Origin of the sequence: Exiguobacterium sp. s149 (assembly GCF_018618395.1) — a bacterium.
GTDB classification, from domain to species: Bacteria; Bacillota; Bacilli; order Exiguobacteriales; family Exiguobacteriaceae; genus Exiguobacterium; species Exiguobacterium chiriqhucha.
The window spans coordinates 121,024-137,725 of record NZ_JACSLZ010000002.1 but is presented as its reverse complement, the minus strand read 5'-3'; the positions used below and the strand labels follow the sequence as shown (position 1 = coordinate 137,725).

General features: G+C 50.8%; 17 protein-coding genes. 8 read left to right on the top strand and 9 right to left on the bottom strand.

Features of this window, described 5'->3' with window-relative positions; translation table 11 throughout:
• Positions 1–45 precede the first annotated feature (45 nt).
• From KNP81_RS03885 to KNP81_RS03875, 3 genes are all read right to left on the bottom strand, one after another.
• Positions 46–942, bottom strand: coding sequence for a class F sortase (locus KNP81_RS03885; RefSeq protein WP_214718531.1), 897 nt, complete (start codon positions 940–942; stop codon positions 46–48).
• A gap of 20 nt (positions 943–962) precedes the next feature.
• Positions 963–2,303 carry a globin family protein gene (locus tag KNP81_RS03880; protein ID WP_214718529.1) on the bottom strand — a complete coding sequence of 447 codons (1,341 nt, stop codon included), beginning with the start codon at positions 2,301–2,303 and terminating at the stop codon, positions 963–965.
• An 82-nt stretch (positions 2,304–2,385) separates the two neighbouring features.
• Positions 2,386–3,165, bottom strand: coding sequence for a helix-turn-helix domain-containing protein (locus KNP81_RS03875; protein WP_214718527.1), 780 nt, complete (start codon positions 3,163–3,165; stop codon positions 2,386–2,388).
• Between the two features lie 114 nt (positions 3,166–3,279).
• Between KNP81_RS03875 and KNP81_RS03870 the strand changes: the two genes are divergently transcribed.
• Both KNP81_RS03870 and KNP81_RS03865 read left to right on the top strand, forming a co-directional pair.
• Positions 3,280–4,929, top strand: a complete 1,650-nt coding sequence (locus tag KNP81_RS03870; RefSeq protein WP_214718525.1) for a glycoside hydrolase family 13 protein — start codon at positions 3,280–3,282, stop codon at positions 4,927–4,929.
• A gap of 102 nt (positions 4,930–5,031) precedes the next feature.
• Positions 5,032–5,538 carry a flavodoxin domain-containing protein gene (locus KNP81_RS03865; protein ID WP_214718523.1) on the top strand — a complete coding sequence of 169 codons (507 nt, stop codon included), beginning with the start codon at positions 5,032–5,034 and terminating at the stop codon, positions 5,536–5,538.
• Here the strand turns inward: KNP81_RS03865 and KNP81_RS03860 are convergent.
• Positions 5,502–7,100, bottom strand: a complete 1,599-nt coding sequence (locus KNP81_RS03860; protein ID WP_214718522.1) for a glycoside hydrolase family 55 protein — start codon at positions 7,098–7,100, stop codon at positions 5,502–5,504. The two genes, KNP81_RS03865 and KNP81_RS03860, sit on opposite strands and share 37 nt — an antisense overlap.
• Positions 7,101–7,367: 267 nt before the next feature.
• Between KNP81_RS03860 and KNP81_RS03855 the strand changes: the two genes are divergently transcribed.
• The 4 genes from KNP81_RS03855 (at position 7,368) to KNP81_RS03840 (ending at position 9,181) form a co-directional block, all read left to right on the top strand.
• A complete protein-coding gene (locus KNP81_RS03855; RefSeq protein WP_016507985.1) occupies positions 7,368–7,568 on the top strand; it encodes a cold-shock protein in 201 nt (66 codons plus the stop codon).
• Between the two features lie 126 nt (positions 7,569–7,694).
• A complete protein-coding gene (locus KNP81_RS03850) occupies positions 7,695–8,108 on the top strand; it encodes a pyridoxamine 5'-phosphate oxidase family protein (RefSeq protein WP_021068055.1) in 414 nt (137 codons plus the stop codon).
• A gap of 190 nt (positions 8,109–8,298) precedes the next feature.
• Positions 8,299–8,802 carry a DoxX family protein gene (locus KNP81_RS03845; protein ID WP_021068056.1) on the top strand — a complete coding sequence of 168 codons (504 nt, stop codon included), beginning with the start codon at positions 8,299–8,301 and terminating at the stop codon, positions 8,800–8,802.
• A gap of 82 nt (positions 8,803–8,884) precedes the next feature.
• On the top strand, positions 8,885–9,181 hold the full coding sequence (locus KNP81_RS03840) for a DUF3817 domain-containing protein (RefSeq protein WP_214718520.1): 297 nt from the start codon (positions 8,885–8,887) through the stop codon (positions 9,179–9,181).
• A 21-nt stretch (positions 9,182–9,202) separates the two neighbouring features.
• On the opposite strand, the gene KNP81_RS03835 is transcribed toward KNP81_RS03840, so the two are convergent.
• Positions 9,203–10,456 (bottom strand): MFS transporter, encoded by a 1,254-nt coding sequence (locus KNP81_RS03835; RefSeq protein WP_214715122.1) that lies wholly within the window; start codon positions 10,454–10,456, stop codon positions 9,203–9,205.
• Positions 10,457–10,566: 110 nt separating this feature from the next.
• Here KNP81_RS03835 and KNP81_RS03830 point away from each other — a divergent pair, with 110 nt between their 5' ends.
• Positions 10,567–11,757 carry a helix-turn-helix domain-containing protein gene (locus KNP81_RS03830; RefSeq protein ID WP_214718518.1) on the top strand — a complete coding sequence of 397 codons (1,191 nt, stop codon included), beginning with the start codon at positions 10,567–10,569 and terminating at the stop codon, positions 11,755–11,757.
• Between the two features lie 4 nt (positions 11,758–11,761).
• Here the strand turns inward: KNP81_RS03830 and KNP81_RS03825 are convergent, their stop codons facing one another.
• Entirely contained in the window at positions 11,762–12,769 is a 1,008-nt protein-coding gene (locus KNP81_RS03825) for a S66 family peptidase (protein ID WP_214718517.1), read from the bottom strand.
• Between the two features lie 63 nt (positions 12,770–12,832).
• Positions 12,833–13,159, bottom strand: a complete 327-nt coding sequence (locus tag KNP81_RS03820; RefSeq protein WP_021068061.1) for a winged helix-turn-helix transcriptional regulator — start codon at positions 13,157–13,159, stop codon at positions 12,833–12,835.
• Between the two features lie 106 nt (positions 13,160–13,265).
• Between KNP81_RS03820 and KNP81_RS03815 the strand changes: the two genes are divergently transcribed.
• Positions 13,266–14,066 carry a VOC family protein gene (locus KNP81_RS03815; protein WP_214718516.1) on the top strand — a complete coding sequence of 267 codons (801 nt, stop codon included), beginning with the start codon at positions 13,266–13,268 and terminating at the stop codon, positions 14,064–14,066.
• A gap of 13 nt (positions 14,067–14,079) precedes the next feature.
• Here KNP81_RS03815 and KNP81_RS03810 read toward each other — a convergent pair whose 3' ends face one another.
• Together KNP81_RS03810 and KNP81_RS03805 are read right to left on the bottom strand one after the other, a co-directional pair.
• Entirely contained in the window at positions 14,080–15,072 is a 993-nt protein-coding gene (locus KNP81_RS03810) for a 5'-3' exonuclease (RefSeq protein WP_021068063.1), read from the bottom strand.
• A gap of 192 nt (positions 15,073–15,264) precedes the next feature.
• A complete protein-coding gene (locus tag KNP81_RS03805) occupies positions 15,265–16,587 on the bottom strand; it encodes a hemolysin family protein (protein WP_035385700.1) in 1,323 nt (440 codons plus the stop codon).
• Positions 16,588–16,702: the final 115 nt, after the last annotated feature.

Here is a 16,702-nt window from a genome sequence, read left to right as displayed (position 1 = left end):
ACGTAAGAACCCGCAGACATAAATCGTCTGCGGGTTCTTTTGTGGTTATTTCGTCTCTTGAGAAGGACTCGACTCATTTCCGAGCTGGTCGATGGCAGTTACATAATACGCTGCCTGCTCGTTCGTGACCTCGATGCTCTTCCGGGCGTGCGACGCGATACTCTCAATACGAGTCGCTTTTCCGTCGACGACTTCATAGACGCGATAGCCGATGACGGTGTCGTCACGGACGGCGTGCCACGTCAATAAGTTCCCGCGGAGTTCGACGCTCGTCGGTGCATCAAGTTCGACTTCGGTATTGATCTTGGTATCGACAAGTTCGGTATAGACGACGAAACGCTCGTCGTAACCGCCGTCACCGAACGTACCGGAACACGTGATCAAGTTCAAATGTCGACTCGACGTGGCCCCGAAAATATTTTCGATCGGTGCGTTTTTCGTATCGTAACTCTCTGTTTTTGTGACACGAAACGTCAACGTGTTGCCATTCTCATCAATAATTGTCACGTCATCGCCTGTCTTCAGTTGATCGAGCTCATAGAAGACGGCGGGGCCGGTCTTACTGTCCACATGTCCGGCGATGACGGCATTCCCTTTACTGCCTGGCTTGACGCCGGGCTCGAACCAACCGACTTGGTTCTCGTCTTTTGGGACGCCCATCTGGCCGTTGTCGAGTACGCCGACCTGTTCGATTGCGGTGTCGACCTTGATTTTAGGAATTTGAAGTTGGACGGGTGTCGCGGCCTTGGCACTTTCCTCTTCCTCGGCTAATCGAAGCTTCTTCACCTCTTCCTGTAGAAGTGAGAATTCAGCCGATAAATCTGGGCTCTCCTCTATTTGTTTTTCTTCTACAGGTGGTGACGACGATTCTTGGGCGCTCGTCCACGTCCAGAAGCCAAAACAAAAGAGAGAGAGCGCCAGAAACAAATGGCGCTTGTTCATGGGGCTCCCTCCTTATTGAATTATTGTTCAGACACTTTACGGTTGCGAAGCGTTACGAAGGCGAGCAAGATTCCGCCAAGTACAGCAAGGCCAGCGTAGAGCGTGTTCATTGATTGTTCTTGTGCACCACCGAGACCTGTTTCAGGCATCTCTTCAGGCATTGTTGTTTCAGCGAACTTGTCAGGCATTTGTGTCACGATCGCGTTACCGAGTGTCTCACCAACACCGAACATGAACGCGTATCCTTCACGGAATGACATCCAAGCGGCATCCGCATCACCAGCTACATACTGATCGAACGTTTGAAGCACGAGGGCCTCATGTTGTTTGATGGCTTCTTGGCCAGCTTCTTGTGGCAAGTTACCTTCTGTCGCTGCATCGAGGAATGTGCTGAAATCGACAGCGAACTGGTCGAGCTTCATACGTGCTTCTTCAATTTTAGCTTCATCGCCTTCGAGTGTAGCGGCAACGATGTCACCTTGGGCTGTGATGTGGTTCCCGTTCCATACTTTTTCGAATTGGGTTGCACCTTCGTCACCGTAGACTGAACCGATGGCTGCTTTGAAATCGAGTGTGTTCTGATCTTCAGCCCAGCTCACGTAGTCAAAGTCTTCTGCTTGATCGTAGCCTTTTTGCATGCCGATTGCTGCGAGTGCGAAGTGTTCACCAGCAAGGCTGTTCAATGTTGAACGAAGCTCGACGGCCGGTGTGTCAGCAGCAGTTTCAAACTTGTCAGGCATCTGTGTGACGATTGCGCCTGAAAGGGCTTTACTGATGTCGAACATGAGCTTGTACCCTTCACGGTACGTCATATATGCCGACTCGTAATCACCTGCGACATAGTTGTCGAATACTGAGAGAACTTGGTCTTCGTGAAGCTCAAGTACGTCAGCTGCAGCGTCTTTTGGTAAGTTACCTTCTGTTGCTGCATCAAGGAATGTTGAGAACTCTTCTACGAATTCATCGACTTCAGCTTCTGCGTCAGCGCGAAGCTCTTTGTCTTCTGATTTAGCCGCTTCGACGAAGTCAGCTGAGTAGTCGTTATGACCAGCGAAGATTTCTTCGAACTGCGCTGCGCCTTCATCTCCGTAAATTGAAGCGATGGCCGGTGTCATGTCGAGTGCGTTTTGATTGAGTGCCTTCATCGCGACTTCAGCGTCTGGTGCTCCATCATAAGCTTTCATCATCGATGTGACGGCTAAGACGTAATGCTCAGAAAGTAATTGATCGAGCGTGGCTCGTAAGTCACCTGCTGGTGTGCTAGCTGTCGGCGCGTGATCCGCTGCCTGTGCATTCAATGGTACGAGTAAGCCGAGTGCAAGTGCCGGTGCTACAATCTTGTTCATTGTTTTCTTCTTCATGGGTAATCGCTCCTTTTTTTGAGTGGTTGTCGTTGTTTACACCCATCTAACGGAGCGGTTCAAAAAATGGATCACTCTTTTTTTATTTTTTTTCGTTTTTTTGTTGAAGTGTGCGATAGACCCCTGGTGCGACGCCATATTTTCGTTTAAAGATACGATGAAAATATGGATAGGAGCGGAATCCGGACAGCTCGGCGATCCGTTCGAGAGAGTGTTGGGTATACTGCATCTGTTCTTCGGCGAGCTGGAGTCGAATCGATTGAGCATAGGCGACAATCGTCATACCGGTCACTTCTTTGAATAAGTGGACGGTCCGCGATACACTGAGCCCGACCGCGTCGGCGACGTCCGCCACTTTGAAGTCGCTTGTAACGTTTCCTTCTATATAACGCATCATGCGTGACACGACAGGTGGTCGCACGTTTGCTTGCACTTCTTGGACGGAACGGTCGAGCATGAGAAGCAAGGCTTCAATCAGTGTTTCAATCAAATCCGGACTTTGTTCAGTCGTCGGGCGTCGCGCCTCTTCGGTGATATGCTGCCAGAGTGACAACAAGCGAGGATCGATCGAGATGGACGTGATGAGGGAACGATCGACCGCCATCCACCATGCATCGAGGGTCGGACCGTCACAGAAAAGATGATAGTCCCCGCTTGCCGGGATATCGACATGCAGTTCGTACTCGTCACCAGGTTTGACGAGCAACAGGTCGCCAGGCCGTGCCGTATACGTCTTCCCATTGACGACGATGCGCGCCGTGCCTTCTATTTGCAAGCGAATCAAATACGTCTCCAATCGATTGGGAAAAGGAAAAGTATAGGTCGTTGTATGATACGAATAGCCACAAAAGCCAATTTCCATCGAATCATCCTTTCTTAATAGCAAAATCGTGCATATTTTCATCATATCATGGATAGAAATCAAGGCGACGAGCGGGTACGATGAAATCGACAGAACGTATGAGGAGGATGAAACATGAAACAATGGTGGAAAGAAGCGGTCGTCTATCAAATTTACCCGCGTAGCTTTAATGACTCGAACGGTGACGGGATTGGGGACATTCCTGGAATCACCGAGAAGATGTCGTATTTGGCGGAACTCGGTATTGATGTCATCTGGCTATCGCCGGTGTACGATTCACCGAACGACGACAACGGATACGACATTCGCGATTACCGTGCCATCATGGATGAGTTTGGAACGATGGACGATTTCGATGCGATGCTCGAAGAAGCACATCGTCACGGCATCAAAATCATGATGGACCTCGTCGTCAACCACTCGTCGGACGAACACCAATGGTTCATGGAATCGCGATCCTCAAAAGACAGCCCGTACCGGGACTACTACATTTGGAAAAAAGGCGAGAACGGTCAGCCGCCAACGAACTGGGGCGCTTTCTTCGGAGGGAGTGCGTGGCAATACGATGAGGCAAGCGACGAATACTACTTGCATCTGTTCAGCAAAAAGCAACCAGACTTGAACTGGGAGTCAGAGACGTTGCGCCGTGAAGTATACGATTTGATGACGTACTGGCTCGATAAAGGAGTCGACGGTTTCCGGATGGACGTTATCAACATGATCTCGAAAGATCCGAGCTATCCAGACGGCGAGACGCGTGGGACGGGTTATGGGGACGGCACACCGTTCTTCTTCAACGGGCCGCGCATTCATGAATTCATGCAGGAGATGAATCGTGAAGTCTTGTCGAAATACGATACGATCACGGTCGGTGAGATGCCGGGCGTCAGCGTCGACGAGGCGAAACTTTATACGGGAACAGACCGTGACGAGTTGAACATGGTGTTCCATTTCGAACACGTCGACGTCGGCAACGGCAGTTTCGGCAAATGGAATCCGACGGACTGGAAGTTGACGGACTTGAAGACAATCTTCTCGCGTTGGCAAGAAGGTCTTGAAGAAGATGGCTGGAACAGTCTCTACTGGAGCAACCATGATCAACCGCGAGCCATCTCACGGTTCGGGAACGACTCGGACGAATACCGTGTCGTCTCCGGTAAAATGCTGGCGACGCTCCTGCACATGTTGAAAGGAACGCCTTACATCTATCAAGGTGAAGAGTTCGGGATGACGAACGTGGCGTTCGACTCGATCGATGAGTACCGCGATATCGAGACGCTCAACGCGTATCGGGATTATACGACGAACGGACTGTTGACGCATGATGAGATTTTCCGCGGCATTCACGCACGTGGGCGCGACAACTCACGGACGCCGGTCCAGTGGTCGGCCGAGGCGCAAGGCGGATTCACGTCCGGCACGCCTTGGATTGGGGTCAACCCGAACTATGTGACCGTGAACGCGGAAGCGGCACGACGCAATCCGGACTCGCTCTTCCATTACTATCGCCAATTGATTCAGCTCCGTAAACAACATCCGATTGTCGTTTACGGGAAGTATGAGTTGTTGCTGCCGGACGATGAAGCGATATACGCCTTTACACGTACGTTCGAAGGCGAGACGTGGCTCGTGCTCTGTAACTTCTCGGACGAGACGGTGACGCGTGAGCTCCCATTCGACGTGAAAGAGCGGGTGATTGGGAACATGGAACCAATAGAGCCGTTCACGCTTCGTCCGTACGAAGCGCAAGTGTATAAAGTGTGACGAACAAAACTCGCCTCCGTGGCGAGTTTTGTTGTGTTGTTAGTAAAGATGACCCGTTTCGGGAATAGGGATAGTAGAGTCTGACCGAAAGGGGGAAACACGATGAATACGTTAATTGCTTATTCGACCCGCTACGGGACGAGTGAGAAAGTCGCCCATCTGTTGGCCGAGCGGCTACCAGGGAACGTGCACATTCAAAACGTGGTCGAACAGCCAGACGTTGATTGGGCGACAATCGATCATGTGATTGTCGGCAGCTCAATCCGGATGGGGAAAATCCAAGATGAGATGACGGCATGGCTTCATATTCATGAAGCTAAATTGTTGAAGCGTCCGCTTGGACTTTATCTATGTGCTGGGACGCCGACCGCGGCCGAACGGCAACGGGAGCTCGAGGACGCGTATCGGGAAGTGTTGCGCGTGCACGCTTATTTCGTCGAAGTCGTCGGCAACGGCTATGATTTCGAGCGGATGGGCTTTCTCGACAAAGCCATCGTCCGCATGATGGCAAAACAGACGGTGAGTTCGTTCAATTTAGACGAGACGATGCTCGATGAACTCGTCGAGGCGGCTCAAACATCGTTGCGTACGCGACCTGAGAATCCGTAAGCAAACAAGTCGTGAGCCTCGATTGGACTACTCGTGGAGATGAGCACATCTCCACTTTTTTGTTCGCCTTCGATTCGCTGGAGTGTAATATTCGTCAACTGGCCACCAATTTTCAATGCGACCGGGGCCGAGTTGCGACAGATAACGTCCTCAATCGTGACGTGGTCGGTCCGGTTATCGCCTCCGAACAGTTCAATGTCGGCCCGACTCGATGCAAATCCGCTCGTCGCAATCCGTTTCAAGCGTACGTTGCGAGATTTATACTGGACGGCGAGGGCTGGATTGGCGCGGTAGTCGTAATCCGGATTACCGATGGCCGTGAATCCATGAATGAACACGTCCTGATACGCCGACACGACGAGACTGCGTGCCGAAGATTTCGTATACAGCTTCGAGCGGACCGGTTCCATCGACACGAGATTCGTGCCCGACAGGAAGCGGGCCGTCTTCGACTGCGGGTCATCTGCCAAGTGATGGCTGATATGACGGAAATTGAATGACCGATTGTCGTGATACGAAAAATGTCCGAATATATGAACGTCATGGGCGGCCGATGACGTCCCGTGCGCTTTCACTTCGACGCCCCCGAAACAACCTTCACTCATATTATTGACGAGCGTGACGTGGCGCGACCCATCATCAATCTCAATCCCGTTCGAGTTCGAGAAGCCATGGGCGTGGGTGCGTCCGTGTGGATGATGGCAGTAACAGTTCGTGATATAGAGGGCATCGCTATGATGGGTCGTAATGCCGTCATCTCCGTAATTCGTTGCTTCACAATGGTCGAGCCACACGTACCGGCTCCCTTTTTTGGCGCGAAGCCCGTCCCCTAAGTAATGATAATGAGGAGATGTGATATCGAAGGCATGCAGTCCCGCGTTTTTCGCCGTGACATGGTGAATCCAACCGAATTTGACGTGTGTGAACGTCAACGCGCTTGAAGCGGTATCGCCACTCGAGGTCCGGTCGACGTCACCGAGGCGCTCCACGTTCCAGTCGAGCGTCAAATGTGCGACTTCGATATGGTGGTTTCCGGCGAATGGAGTTGCATTTCGAAGCAACCGTCGATGTTTCGGAGCTCGGTCCGAGAGCTTGATGATCGTTTCCTGCTGACCGGCGCCTTCGAGCACACAGTTCGACGGGATGCGGATGCCGCGGACGACATACACGCCGGCCGGCACGTGGACGTGGCGGTTCGACCGGAGGGCGAGCCGGAAAGCGAGCGTGCAATCGGTCAAACCATCCCCGACGGCCCCGTAGTCGGTGACGTCGACATGTTGGCGTGTCGCTTGTCTCAAGTTCAAGTGCTCGGCGTCGAGCCGACGCATCCATACCGGGCGGACGATTCCATCGATCGTCTCGAGCGGCAAGGAACTTGTCACTGGGACGATGCGTTCGGTCATCGGCAGGTGGGAGAGATAGGTTTTCGCTTGATCGGGATAATTGGCTTGTCGTGTCGCCTCATGCCAATCAAGTGTTTCTTTCAATAGATCACCGAGCGCCCAGTTCGAGTGGTGGGCGATGGTGGCAGCGATATTCGAGCGATCAATGTATGCGGTCATATGGTTCATCCTCCTAGCGTTCACTACAATTGGATGTACCCGTTTTAAAAGTATTTTTAGCAAACCGAAGTATTTAGTAGACAGAAGCATTTATCCGTGGTATATTCTATATGTGCTTAATTAAGAATAGCTGGAAACATAATTCACAAAACGCTTTGGATTATTTTTCGTTTAAGATAATCCTAGAGGTTTGTGATTTTTTATTGGTCAGTTTTTTCTAGTAAGGCACTACTAGAACGCACAGCGTTTATTTCAGGAGGGTTCATTATGAACACAGGTAAAGTAAAATGGTTTAACTCAGAAAAAGGTTACGGCTTCATCGAAATGGAAGGCGGAGACGACGTATTCGTACACTTCTCAGCAATCCAAGGCGACGGCTTCAAGACACTTGAAGAAGGCCAAGCAGTAACTTTCGAAATCACTGACGGAGCTCGTGGACCACAAGCTTCTAACGTTGAAAAAATCTAATCTTCCTTTCTAAGGAATTTTATAACCTGCTCGCTTCGGCGAGCAGGTTTTTTGTTGTCCGCGTGTTTAATCACTTGTCCCAGGGGAATGAATATACGAGTGACTACCACAAGGAGGTTTTTCAGAATGGATGCAATGCAAACGGCAAGACAGATTTTAGATCATAGTAACGTGGGCACGATGGCGACGGTCTATAAAGGAAAGCCGCACAGCCGTTATATGACTTTTTTCCATGATGAGCTGACACTCTACACGGCAACATCGAAAGACACGGATAAAGTCGATGAACTGAAGAACAATCCGTATACGCATATTCTGATTGGCTATGACGGCGATGGCGTCGGGGATACGTATCTTGAGATTTTGGGGGAGACGACGGTATCCGATGACGAATCAATGAAAGAAAAAGTATGGAACGAGAAACTCGAAGGCTGGTTCGACGGTCCGGATGATCCGAAACTCGTCATCTTAAAAATCTCGCCGCAATCGATGCGTGTGATGAATAAAAAAGGGCAGCCGCCCCAAGAAGTAAATCTGTAATTCAAACAAAGACGTCCCGAGTGGGCGTCTTTTGTAATTGACCAATTTCCAAAAAGTGACTCACCTGTGACACACATATGAACGAAACGTGAACTGTTATCCTAACCTATGTGAAAAGATGAACATGGATGGTATATTGTGAATGTAATCACATATAAGACATCATTCACTCATCTAAGGAGGAATTATCATGTTCACAAAATTTTGGCAGAACCACAACGTCGCCACCGGTATTTTGACAGTCCTTCGTGTCTGGCTCGGCTATCACTGGCTCACAGCAGGTTGGGGCAAGATCACAGGCGGATTCGGTTCAGAAGGTTTCCTCAATAACGCACTGACCCTCGCAACAGGCGATCACCCAGCTGTAGCCGGTTGGTGGGCAGCATTCCTTGAAAACTTCGCCATCCCGAACGCTGCCTTGTTCGATGTGTTGATTCCATACGGTGAATTCCTAGTGGGTCTTGGACTCTTGGTTGGTGCCCTCACACGTAGCGCAGCCTTCTTCGGTCTCGTGATGAACATGGCGTTCTTGCTCTCAGGTACGGTCAGCACGAATCCAACGATGTTGATTGTCTCAGTCCTCATTCTTGTCGCAGGCTATAATGCTGGGAAACTTGGTGTCGATGGATTGTTCCTACGCAAATTCGTGGAAACAAAAGTCATGCATCGTTCACCAAATCGTCAAATAGCGTAACGACTTTATGACGTTCTCCTGTGACAAACATCACCTCTTTCGGCTACGATGGACGTAGCATCGATTGAAAAGGAGAACGAATATGAACGCGACACGTTTTAAATGGCTTGGATACACAGAGGGGATGTCTTTCTTACTCTTGTTGCTCTTCGCGATGCCGCTCAAGTACTTGGCGGGCATGCCGCTTGCCGTCAGCATCGTCGGCGCGGCCCACGGTTTCTTGTTCGTCGCTTATGTGGCGGCAGCCGTCTATATGGCATGGCGTTTCAACTGGGGCTTCAAAGTGTTGGTCCTCGCGGTTATGGCATCCGTTATCCCGTTCGGACCGTTCTTGTTAGAGAAACGAGTCCTACCATCTACAGAAAAGACATCGAATTGAGGTTCGATGTCTTTTTTGCGTTCATGCACTCTCTGCTTGCGCTGACACAGCGGCTTTTTCGGCAGTGATGTCGTGACGGATCCGATACATCGCGAACAACGTGATGGTGAGCAGGCAGAGCATGCAAATCGTATAGAGTGAAGCGACCGGCATCCATTCGCTTAATAGGCCAAACACGATGAAGCCGAACGGTGTGATGCCCATCGCGAGGGATTCGAGGACACCAATCACGCGACCGAGATAACTCGGTTCCGTGTTCGTCTGTAAATAGAGCTGGATGGGGATATTGACACGGATGATGAAGAACCCGCTTAATAAGGCGAAACCAGCGAAGAAGACGATAGCTGGTGTGACTGAGAAGTCGAAATAGAGCGGGACGGCCGGTCCGATAAAGAGGCAACTCATAATGATCAGCGCGGTTCGGGTCGTGGCTAGCCGATGTTTGATTTGAAAGACCGGCAATGCATGGGCGAGCGAGGCGACTAAAAATCCGACGGCGAACATGCTTTCTAAAAATCCGAATTGAAGCGGGCTGACGCCGATTTCTTGTAGGGCGGCAATCGGGAACAGCACTTCGGTGGCAACAAAAAAGAAATTGAGCAAGGCGGCCAAGAGGGTCAACGTCCAAAGTACGCGCTGGCGTTTCAAGTAGCGGAAGCCAGACCGGACCTCGGACCAAGTCGATTGCTCGCTGGGGACATGGTCGTACGCTTTAAAGTGGAGACGAGAGGCGACAAGAGCGGCGATCATAAATAAGAGAGACGAGCTGAAGAGAAACGCTGATACCGGAAGTAACGTGAACAGTGCCCCGGCGAGCAGCGGCGTGCCGATGCTTGAGATGGAGATGGTACTTTGAATGAGGGAATTGGCGCGTTGGAGTCCGTCTTCGTCGAACAAGAATGGAATCGAACTCGATAATGTGACGGATAAGAAAGTCGAGACGACAGAGAGCAGACATGTGATAATCAAGAAAGCAGGAACGCCGAACGTCCAGACGAGACTCGCGATGCCGGCAGCTAAAAATAATAAGGCGTTCACGGACTCCATCGTAATGATCACGCGCTTGCGATCCAGTTTGTCGGCAAACGCCCCAGCAAACGGAGATAATAAGACACGTGGCACTGTGCCGGCAAGCAAGACGAGTGCGAACTGTAGTCCCGAACCGGACGTCGTCAGAACCGTCAGTCCCGCGACGAACGTGAAGAGACTGGATGCAAACAACGACATGAATTTTCCGAGCAATAATACATACAAGTTTGATGAAGTGGTCGTCATATCGATTCTCCTTTACAGTTAAGTTCAATCTGATTTAACTTTATAGTAAACGATGACACTCGATCTGTATACAATAAGTTCAATTAAATTTAACTTTTAAGAGGTGCTCTATGATTGGACAACGGATTAAAGCGTTACGCAAAGAAAAAAAACTGACGCAAAGCCAGCTCGCTGAAGGCATCATCACGAAATCGATGCTCAGTATGATTGAGAACGGCAAAGCAGAGACGTCGATGCGCAGCCTTCGTGAAATCGCGAAACGACTCGACGTGTCGGTACAGTCATTGCTCGTCGATCCTCGCGAGGAGGACTTACAGAAAATCGTCGAGGAGATTGAATATACGCAAGGAGGTCTCCACTCATGGGAAGACGAGGCCGTTCAGAAGGCGCTCCTCCCTTACGTGGACGTTGAGATGAACTCGGTATGGCAAGGGAAGGCGTACACGTTACTCGCGGACAGTGTATTTTATAGTGGGAATCAACAACAACTGTTGGAGTGGTATGATCGGGCAATCGCGGTGTTTGAGCGGCTCGAGGAGAAAGAAGAACTGATTATGGCCCGCATCAGCCAAGCGTTTTATCTGCTCATGTGGAATCGATTTGATGAAGCGATTGAGCGTATCGATACGATTGAGTTGATTGATTCGAGAAGGATGAAGACGAAGACGCGCGTCGAATTCAGCATGTTGATGGTGTTCCGTAATATGTTGTATGACGATGATTTACCAGGCGCGATTCGTCGTCTCGAAGATACGCTTGATTACATGAAACGAACGAAAATGTACTATCGGGTCGACGATGTATATCGAACGATTGCCATTTGTGCCCTTTATTTAAAAGATGAAGCAACGATTGTCGATGCGCTACAAAAAGCGAAACAATACACGAGCTTCACGGACGACGTGACGATGAAAATACGCCTGGCGATGACAGAAGCGCTCTATGCGATTGAATATCGGAAGACGGATCTTCTACAGCAACAGATTGCTGTCATGGATCAGTTGCTAGAAGGAAATACAGAATTCATCGCAGCGTTCGAGATGAGTAAAGGCGTCTATTTCGCGTTGACTGGTGAGATAGAGGCAGCCCGGAAATCGTTTTTGAAACTGTTGGAGCATCATGATCAATGGGCGAAGCATGGGTTTGTCGATCAAGCCATTTACTTCGAAGGGCTGTTAATTGGAACGAGTCACGGGTGTGGGGATGAATGGGTACCGTTGATTGAACGAGAAGTGGGCTTGTTCCCAGAAGGTCGTTTCCGCAGCCATCTGATGTCGCTCATTAAAAAAATCAAGGGCTGATTTCTCAGCCCTTGAACGTTTGAATAAGTGTCCCTTTGCCGTCCTCGACTTGAATCGAGGCGTGGGCACCGTTGATAAGTGTCATTTGCGGCGGGACGTGCCCGCAGTCGATATCGTAAATGACAGGCACGTCGAGCAATTCCTGCAGTTCCGTATACACGTCCTCTGCGGTGTAGCCTTGGACGGGCTGTTGAGCCGCACTGCGCCCGAACAAAATGCCAGACGTATAATCAAACCAACCGGCCCACTTCATTTGAAGCAGGGTCCGTTTGAGTGCCGTAACATCGAGCTCGGCGTTCTCGAAATACCAAAGAATCGGCTCCCCGTCCAAATGGGTCTGTTGGAACGTGGCGACATCTCCATACGGTGTGCCGATGGTATGTAACAAGACATCGATACAGCCGCCAAGCAGTCGTCCGGTCGCCTCTGTCCCGTCGAGTGATTTCCACTCCGTCGGTTCGGTCAAATGATAGACGTGCGGGCTTGGGTTCTCATGCTGCCATTCTTTTTGGAACTGTTCCGAGGCGAGCTGGATGACCGTCTCGCCTTCTTTTGCTGATACGACATCGAGCCAACGCGAGCTCGTCGCGTCCCATTCTTCGCCGCGTAGGTCGACAAGGTTCGTCCCGTGGGCCGAAGCGATACCGGTCTTGAGCGTATACACGAATAGGAATAAGCTGACGTCCGAATAGCCAAGCATCCATTTCGGTGGGAGCGCGTCCCAGTCAATCGCGTCTAGCAACTCAATCAAGAGGACGCCGCCCCATGGCGGGATAATCAAATCGATTGCATCATTGTGGAACAACCGGGTCAATTCATCGGCCCGGACTTCTGCTGGTGCCGATTTTGCTTTGTCTTGCGTCCAAACCGATGGCTCGAATTGAAGCGTGAACCCATGGCGGGTGAATGTCGCCTCGGCCTCATGGAGCAATCCATGTAATTCAGCGGGAACGCCAGACGAAGGGGCCGTCACACCGAAGTGATGTCCGGTCAATTGTGGATAACGAATCATGTGAGCCTCCTGTGGATAAGTGATAGATGGGAATGCGGAAACGGGTTATCCACATGTGGACAATTATTTTTGACGCATACGTTCTGCGTGTTGGATGCCCCAAGCGTTCATTGTCTCGAGCACCGGAATCAACGTCTTCCCATACTCGCTCAAGCGATAGTCCACACGAGGCGGAACTTCGGGATAGACGGTGCGGATGATGATGTCTTGCTCCTCTAAATCGCGAAGCTGTGCCGTCAAAATCTTTTGACTGATATTTGGGAGCGAGCGTTTCAACTCGCTGAACCTTAACGTGTCCCCATTAATGAGCGCGAGTAAAATCGACGGTTTCCATTTCCCCGTGATCAGCTCGAGCGCGGTATCGACTTCGCAACTTGAAATCAATGGCATCAGTCTCACTCCTCTCTACAGTATCCTTGAGGTAACTATACCACCTTTTTGTGCCGTCTTCTGTCGATGCTACTTATCGGATATACTGAGAAAGAGGTGATCAAGGATGAACTTAACAAACATTAAACTCGGCGCCGTCACATTGCGCGTCAACGATTTAGAAATGATGAAAACATATTATGAGCGCGTCATCGGAATGGATGTACTCGAGACGTCAGAACATCGCGTCACACTCGGAACGAACGAAATGGCGCTCGTCGTCTTACATGAAGTGAGCGGCGTGCGTCCAAATCCACGAACAGCTGGCTTGTTCCATATGGCGATCCTATTGCCAAACCGCGTCGAACTCGGACGGATCCTTCGTCATTTGATTGAACAACGGATTGAAGTCGGACAAGGAGATCATTTGGTCAGTGAGGCGTTCTATTTGAGCGACCCGGAAGGTAACGGCATCGAGCTCTACGCCGATCGTCCCCGCGAGCAGTGGGAATATGAAGCGAACGGTCATGTGAAGATGTCGACGGACCCAGTTGAATATGAATCGATGCTTGAGGCGGCGGCCGACCGTCCGTTCACGGGTCTTCCGAACGGGACGACGATGGGGCATGTCCACTTCAAAGTACGTTCCCTAGAAGCGGCAAAATCATTCTATCAAAATCGTCTCGGTTTCAAGGTGACGACCGATTCGTATCCGGGCGCCTTATTTTTAGCGGCCGACGGGTATCATCACCACATTGGCGCGAACGTCTGGGCCCGACCAAGCCAGCCGATGGGACAAGAGGCCGGTCTGGAGGCGTGGACGCTCTTGGTCGATACGGCCACGAATCGCGAACTCGGCGGGACGACATCGGAATGGTCGCTCACCGATGACGACGGCATCACGGTCAATATAAAAAGCGTGGACTAATGTCCGCGCTTTTTTAGCGTGCTGAAATTTTCTTTTGACTTGAATCAAACGAGAGGCGAATGCCGCGCTTTTGATACGCTTGTTCGACACGTTTTGAATTGATACTGAGCTCAAGATGAGCGAGTTTCAAGTGTTCAAGTTCTGGCACCGTGACATCGAGACGGACGAGCTCCATGTTGCGCTCGGCCTTTTTACGTGTGCGTCTCAAGTTACGGGGCACTTCTTCTGACGTCAGTGCCGCGATCGTTTCATTGATCAATTGTCGTTTGTCGCCTTTGACGCTGAGCGCCGTATAGAGCTTATCGAGCGAACCGAAGCGTTTGATTAACTGGACCGATTGACTTTCATCTAATCCGGCCACAGGTGGAATCCCGTCTGAACGGTCTCCTGTCAATGCTTTGACTGCTGAGAGCTGTTTTGGCTTCAATCCCTCGTACAATGCCGCAATCTCCTCAGGACGAATCTCGAGATGTCGCTTGAGCGGGAGCGGGCGATTGTCTTTGATGTCGCAACGAGCCTGCATTTGTTGCAGCTCTTGCGTTTGAAGCCAGACGGTGATGCGTGGGCTCACGAGCTGAAGCAAGTCCTTGTCTTTCGTCATAATGACGACAGGGGCGCTACAGCTAAACTTCCGAGCGATATGAGCAATCAAATCTTCACCTTCATAGCCTTCGACTTGATATTGCGGAATGCCGCTCTCTTCAAGCAATTGGCGCATGAGTTCCATTTGTGCTTTCAACTCGGGTGGTGTCTGGCGGCGACGGCGTTTATAGCCTGGATAGAGCTCGCGGCGCCATAATGTTTCACGTGAGACGTCCCACACGACGACGAAATGAGTCGGACGATGTCTGCGTAGAATCGTCCGGATGAGGCCGGTCATACCGATGACGGCACTCCGATCGTTTTTAGATACCTCGCGTCCTTTTTTCGTTCGGCTCGCGGCGGCACCATAGTAGGCACTGGCCAGCATGGAGTTTCCGTCAATTAAAAATAGTTTACGTTCCATGCGTAACCTTCTTTCTGTAGTTGTTGGACCGAACATTGATGAACTGTTCGGTGATGTTGTGTCAATGAGTGACACGCACTCAAATTAGCAACATATGTGCAGTATATCACGACAAGACATGAAAATATAGCGACAGTTCGACCGCTCCACGAAAAGCCCTCCCCGAAAAATTGGGGAGGGCGGTCCATTGAGTCAGTCGAGTTCAGGTTGAATCTCGTCTTTATGGGCTAAAATCAAATCGACGAAAACGACGCGGTGATTGTCGATTTCACGGACGATCAGTTCATGTTCGCCCGGTAAGACGAACCGTTCACCGGTGCGGGCATTCGCTTTTTGCGATAAGACGAATCCGCCGATTGTATCGACGTCATCCTCGATTTCGATGCCGAACCGTTCTTCAATCTCTTGCGTCAAGACGAGACCGGACAAGCGGTAATGACCGGGTGTGACTTCGGTGATTTCAGCCTGTTCGTCACGGTCGAACTCGTCACGAATCTCTCCGACGATTTCCTCGAGGATGTCCTCGATCGTGAGAAGACCGGCCGTACCGCCGTACTCATCGATGACGAGACACATCATCGTCCGCGCGTTCTGCATTTTCACCATCGCTTCTTGGAGCGGTGTGAATTCCGTCACGAGTGGAAGCTGATGAATGAACGTCTCGAACGGGGCATCGCTTTTGACGAGTTGAGCGGTGAATAATTGTTTGGCGTTGATGAAGCCAAGCACGTCATCGCGGTCGCCATCACGCGTGACCGGATAACGGGTGTATTGATGTTCTTGGACGGTAGCGATAATCGTCTCAATCGAGTCTTCTTCGTCGATGGTCACCATGTTCATTCGTGGGACCATCGCGTCCTTGGCGATCCGTTCGTCGAAGGAGAAGATGTTTTGAACGTAGGCGAGCTCATTCTCGTTGATTTCTCCGCTGCGGAAGCTCTCGGTCATGATGATCTTAAGTTCTTCTTCCGAGTGCGCCGTCTCTTGTGCGGTCGTCTGCACGCCGAACAAGCGCAACGTCAACCGGGCCGTCCCGTTCAACACATGGATAAACGGATACAGTAATTTCGTGAAGAAATAGAGCGGTCGGGCGACGAGTAACGTCAAGCGTTCGGCTTCATGCACAGCAAGCGTTTTCGGGACGAGTTCCCCGATGACGACGTGTAAGAAGGCAATCAGCAAGAAGGCAATCAAGAAAGATAGGATGGTCGCGAGCGACGATGAGACGTTCAAGCGATCGACGAGCGGTTGAATCATCCCTTCGATTTGGTCCGCGCCAATCCAGCCTAGCCCGAGGGCAGCGAGTGTGATGCCGAACTGTGAGGCCGATAGCGAGTCATCGAGATTCTCAATCACTTTCTTGGCGACAGCGGCCCGTCGGTTTCCTTCGAGCACGAGTTGGTCGAGTCGGGCCCCACGCACTTTGACGATGGAGAATTCGGCCGCCACGAAAAAGGCGGTCATAAAAATGAGCAAGGCGACGATCAATAAGCTGAGTAACATGGGACTGTCCAAAAATTCCCCCAAAAATCGGGGAGTCACCTCCATTAACGTTAAGTCGTATGTCGTTCAGGAGAATCCCTGAAAACGAATAGTTTGTTTCAGTATAGTAGATTTACCAAAAATATTC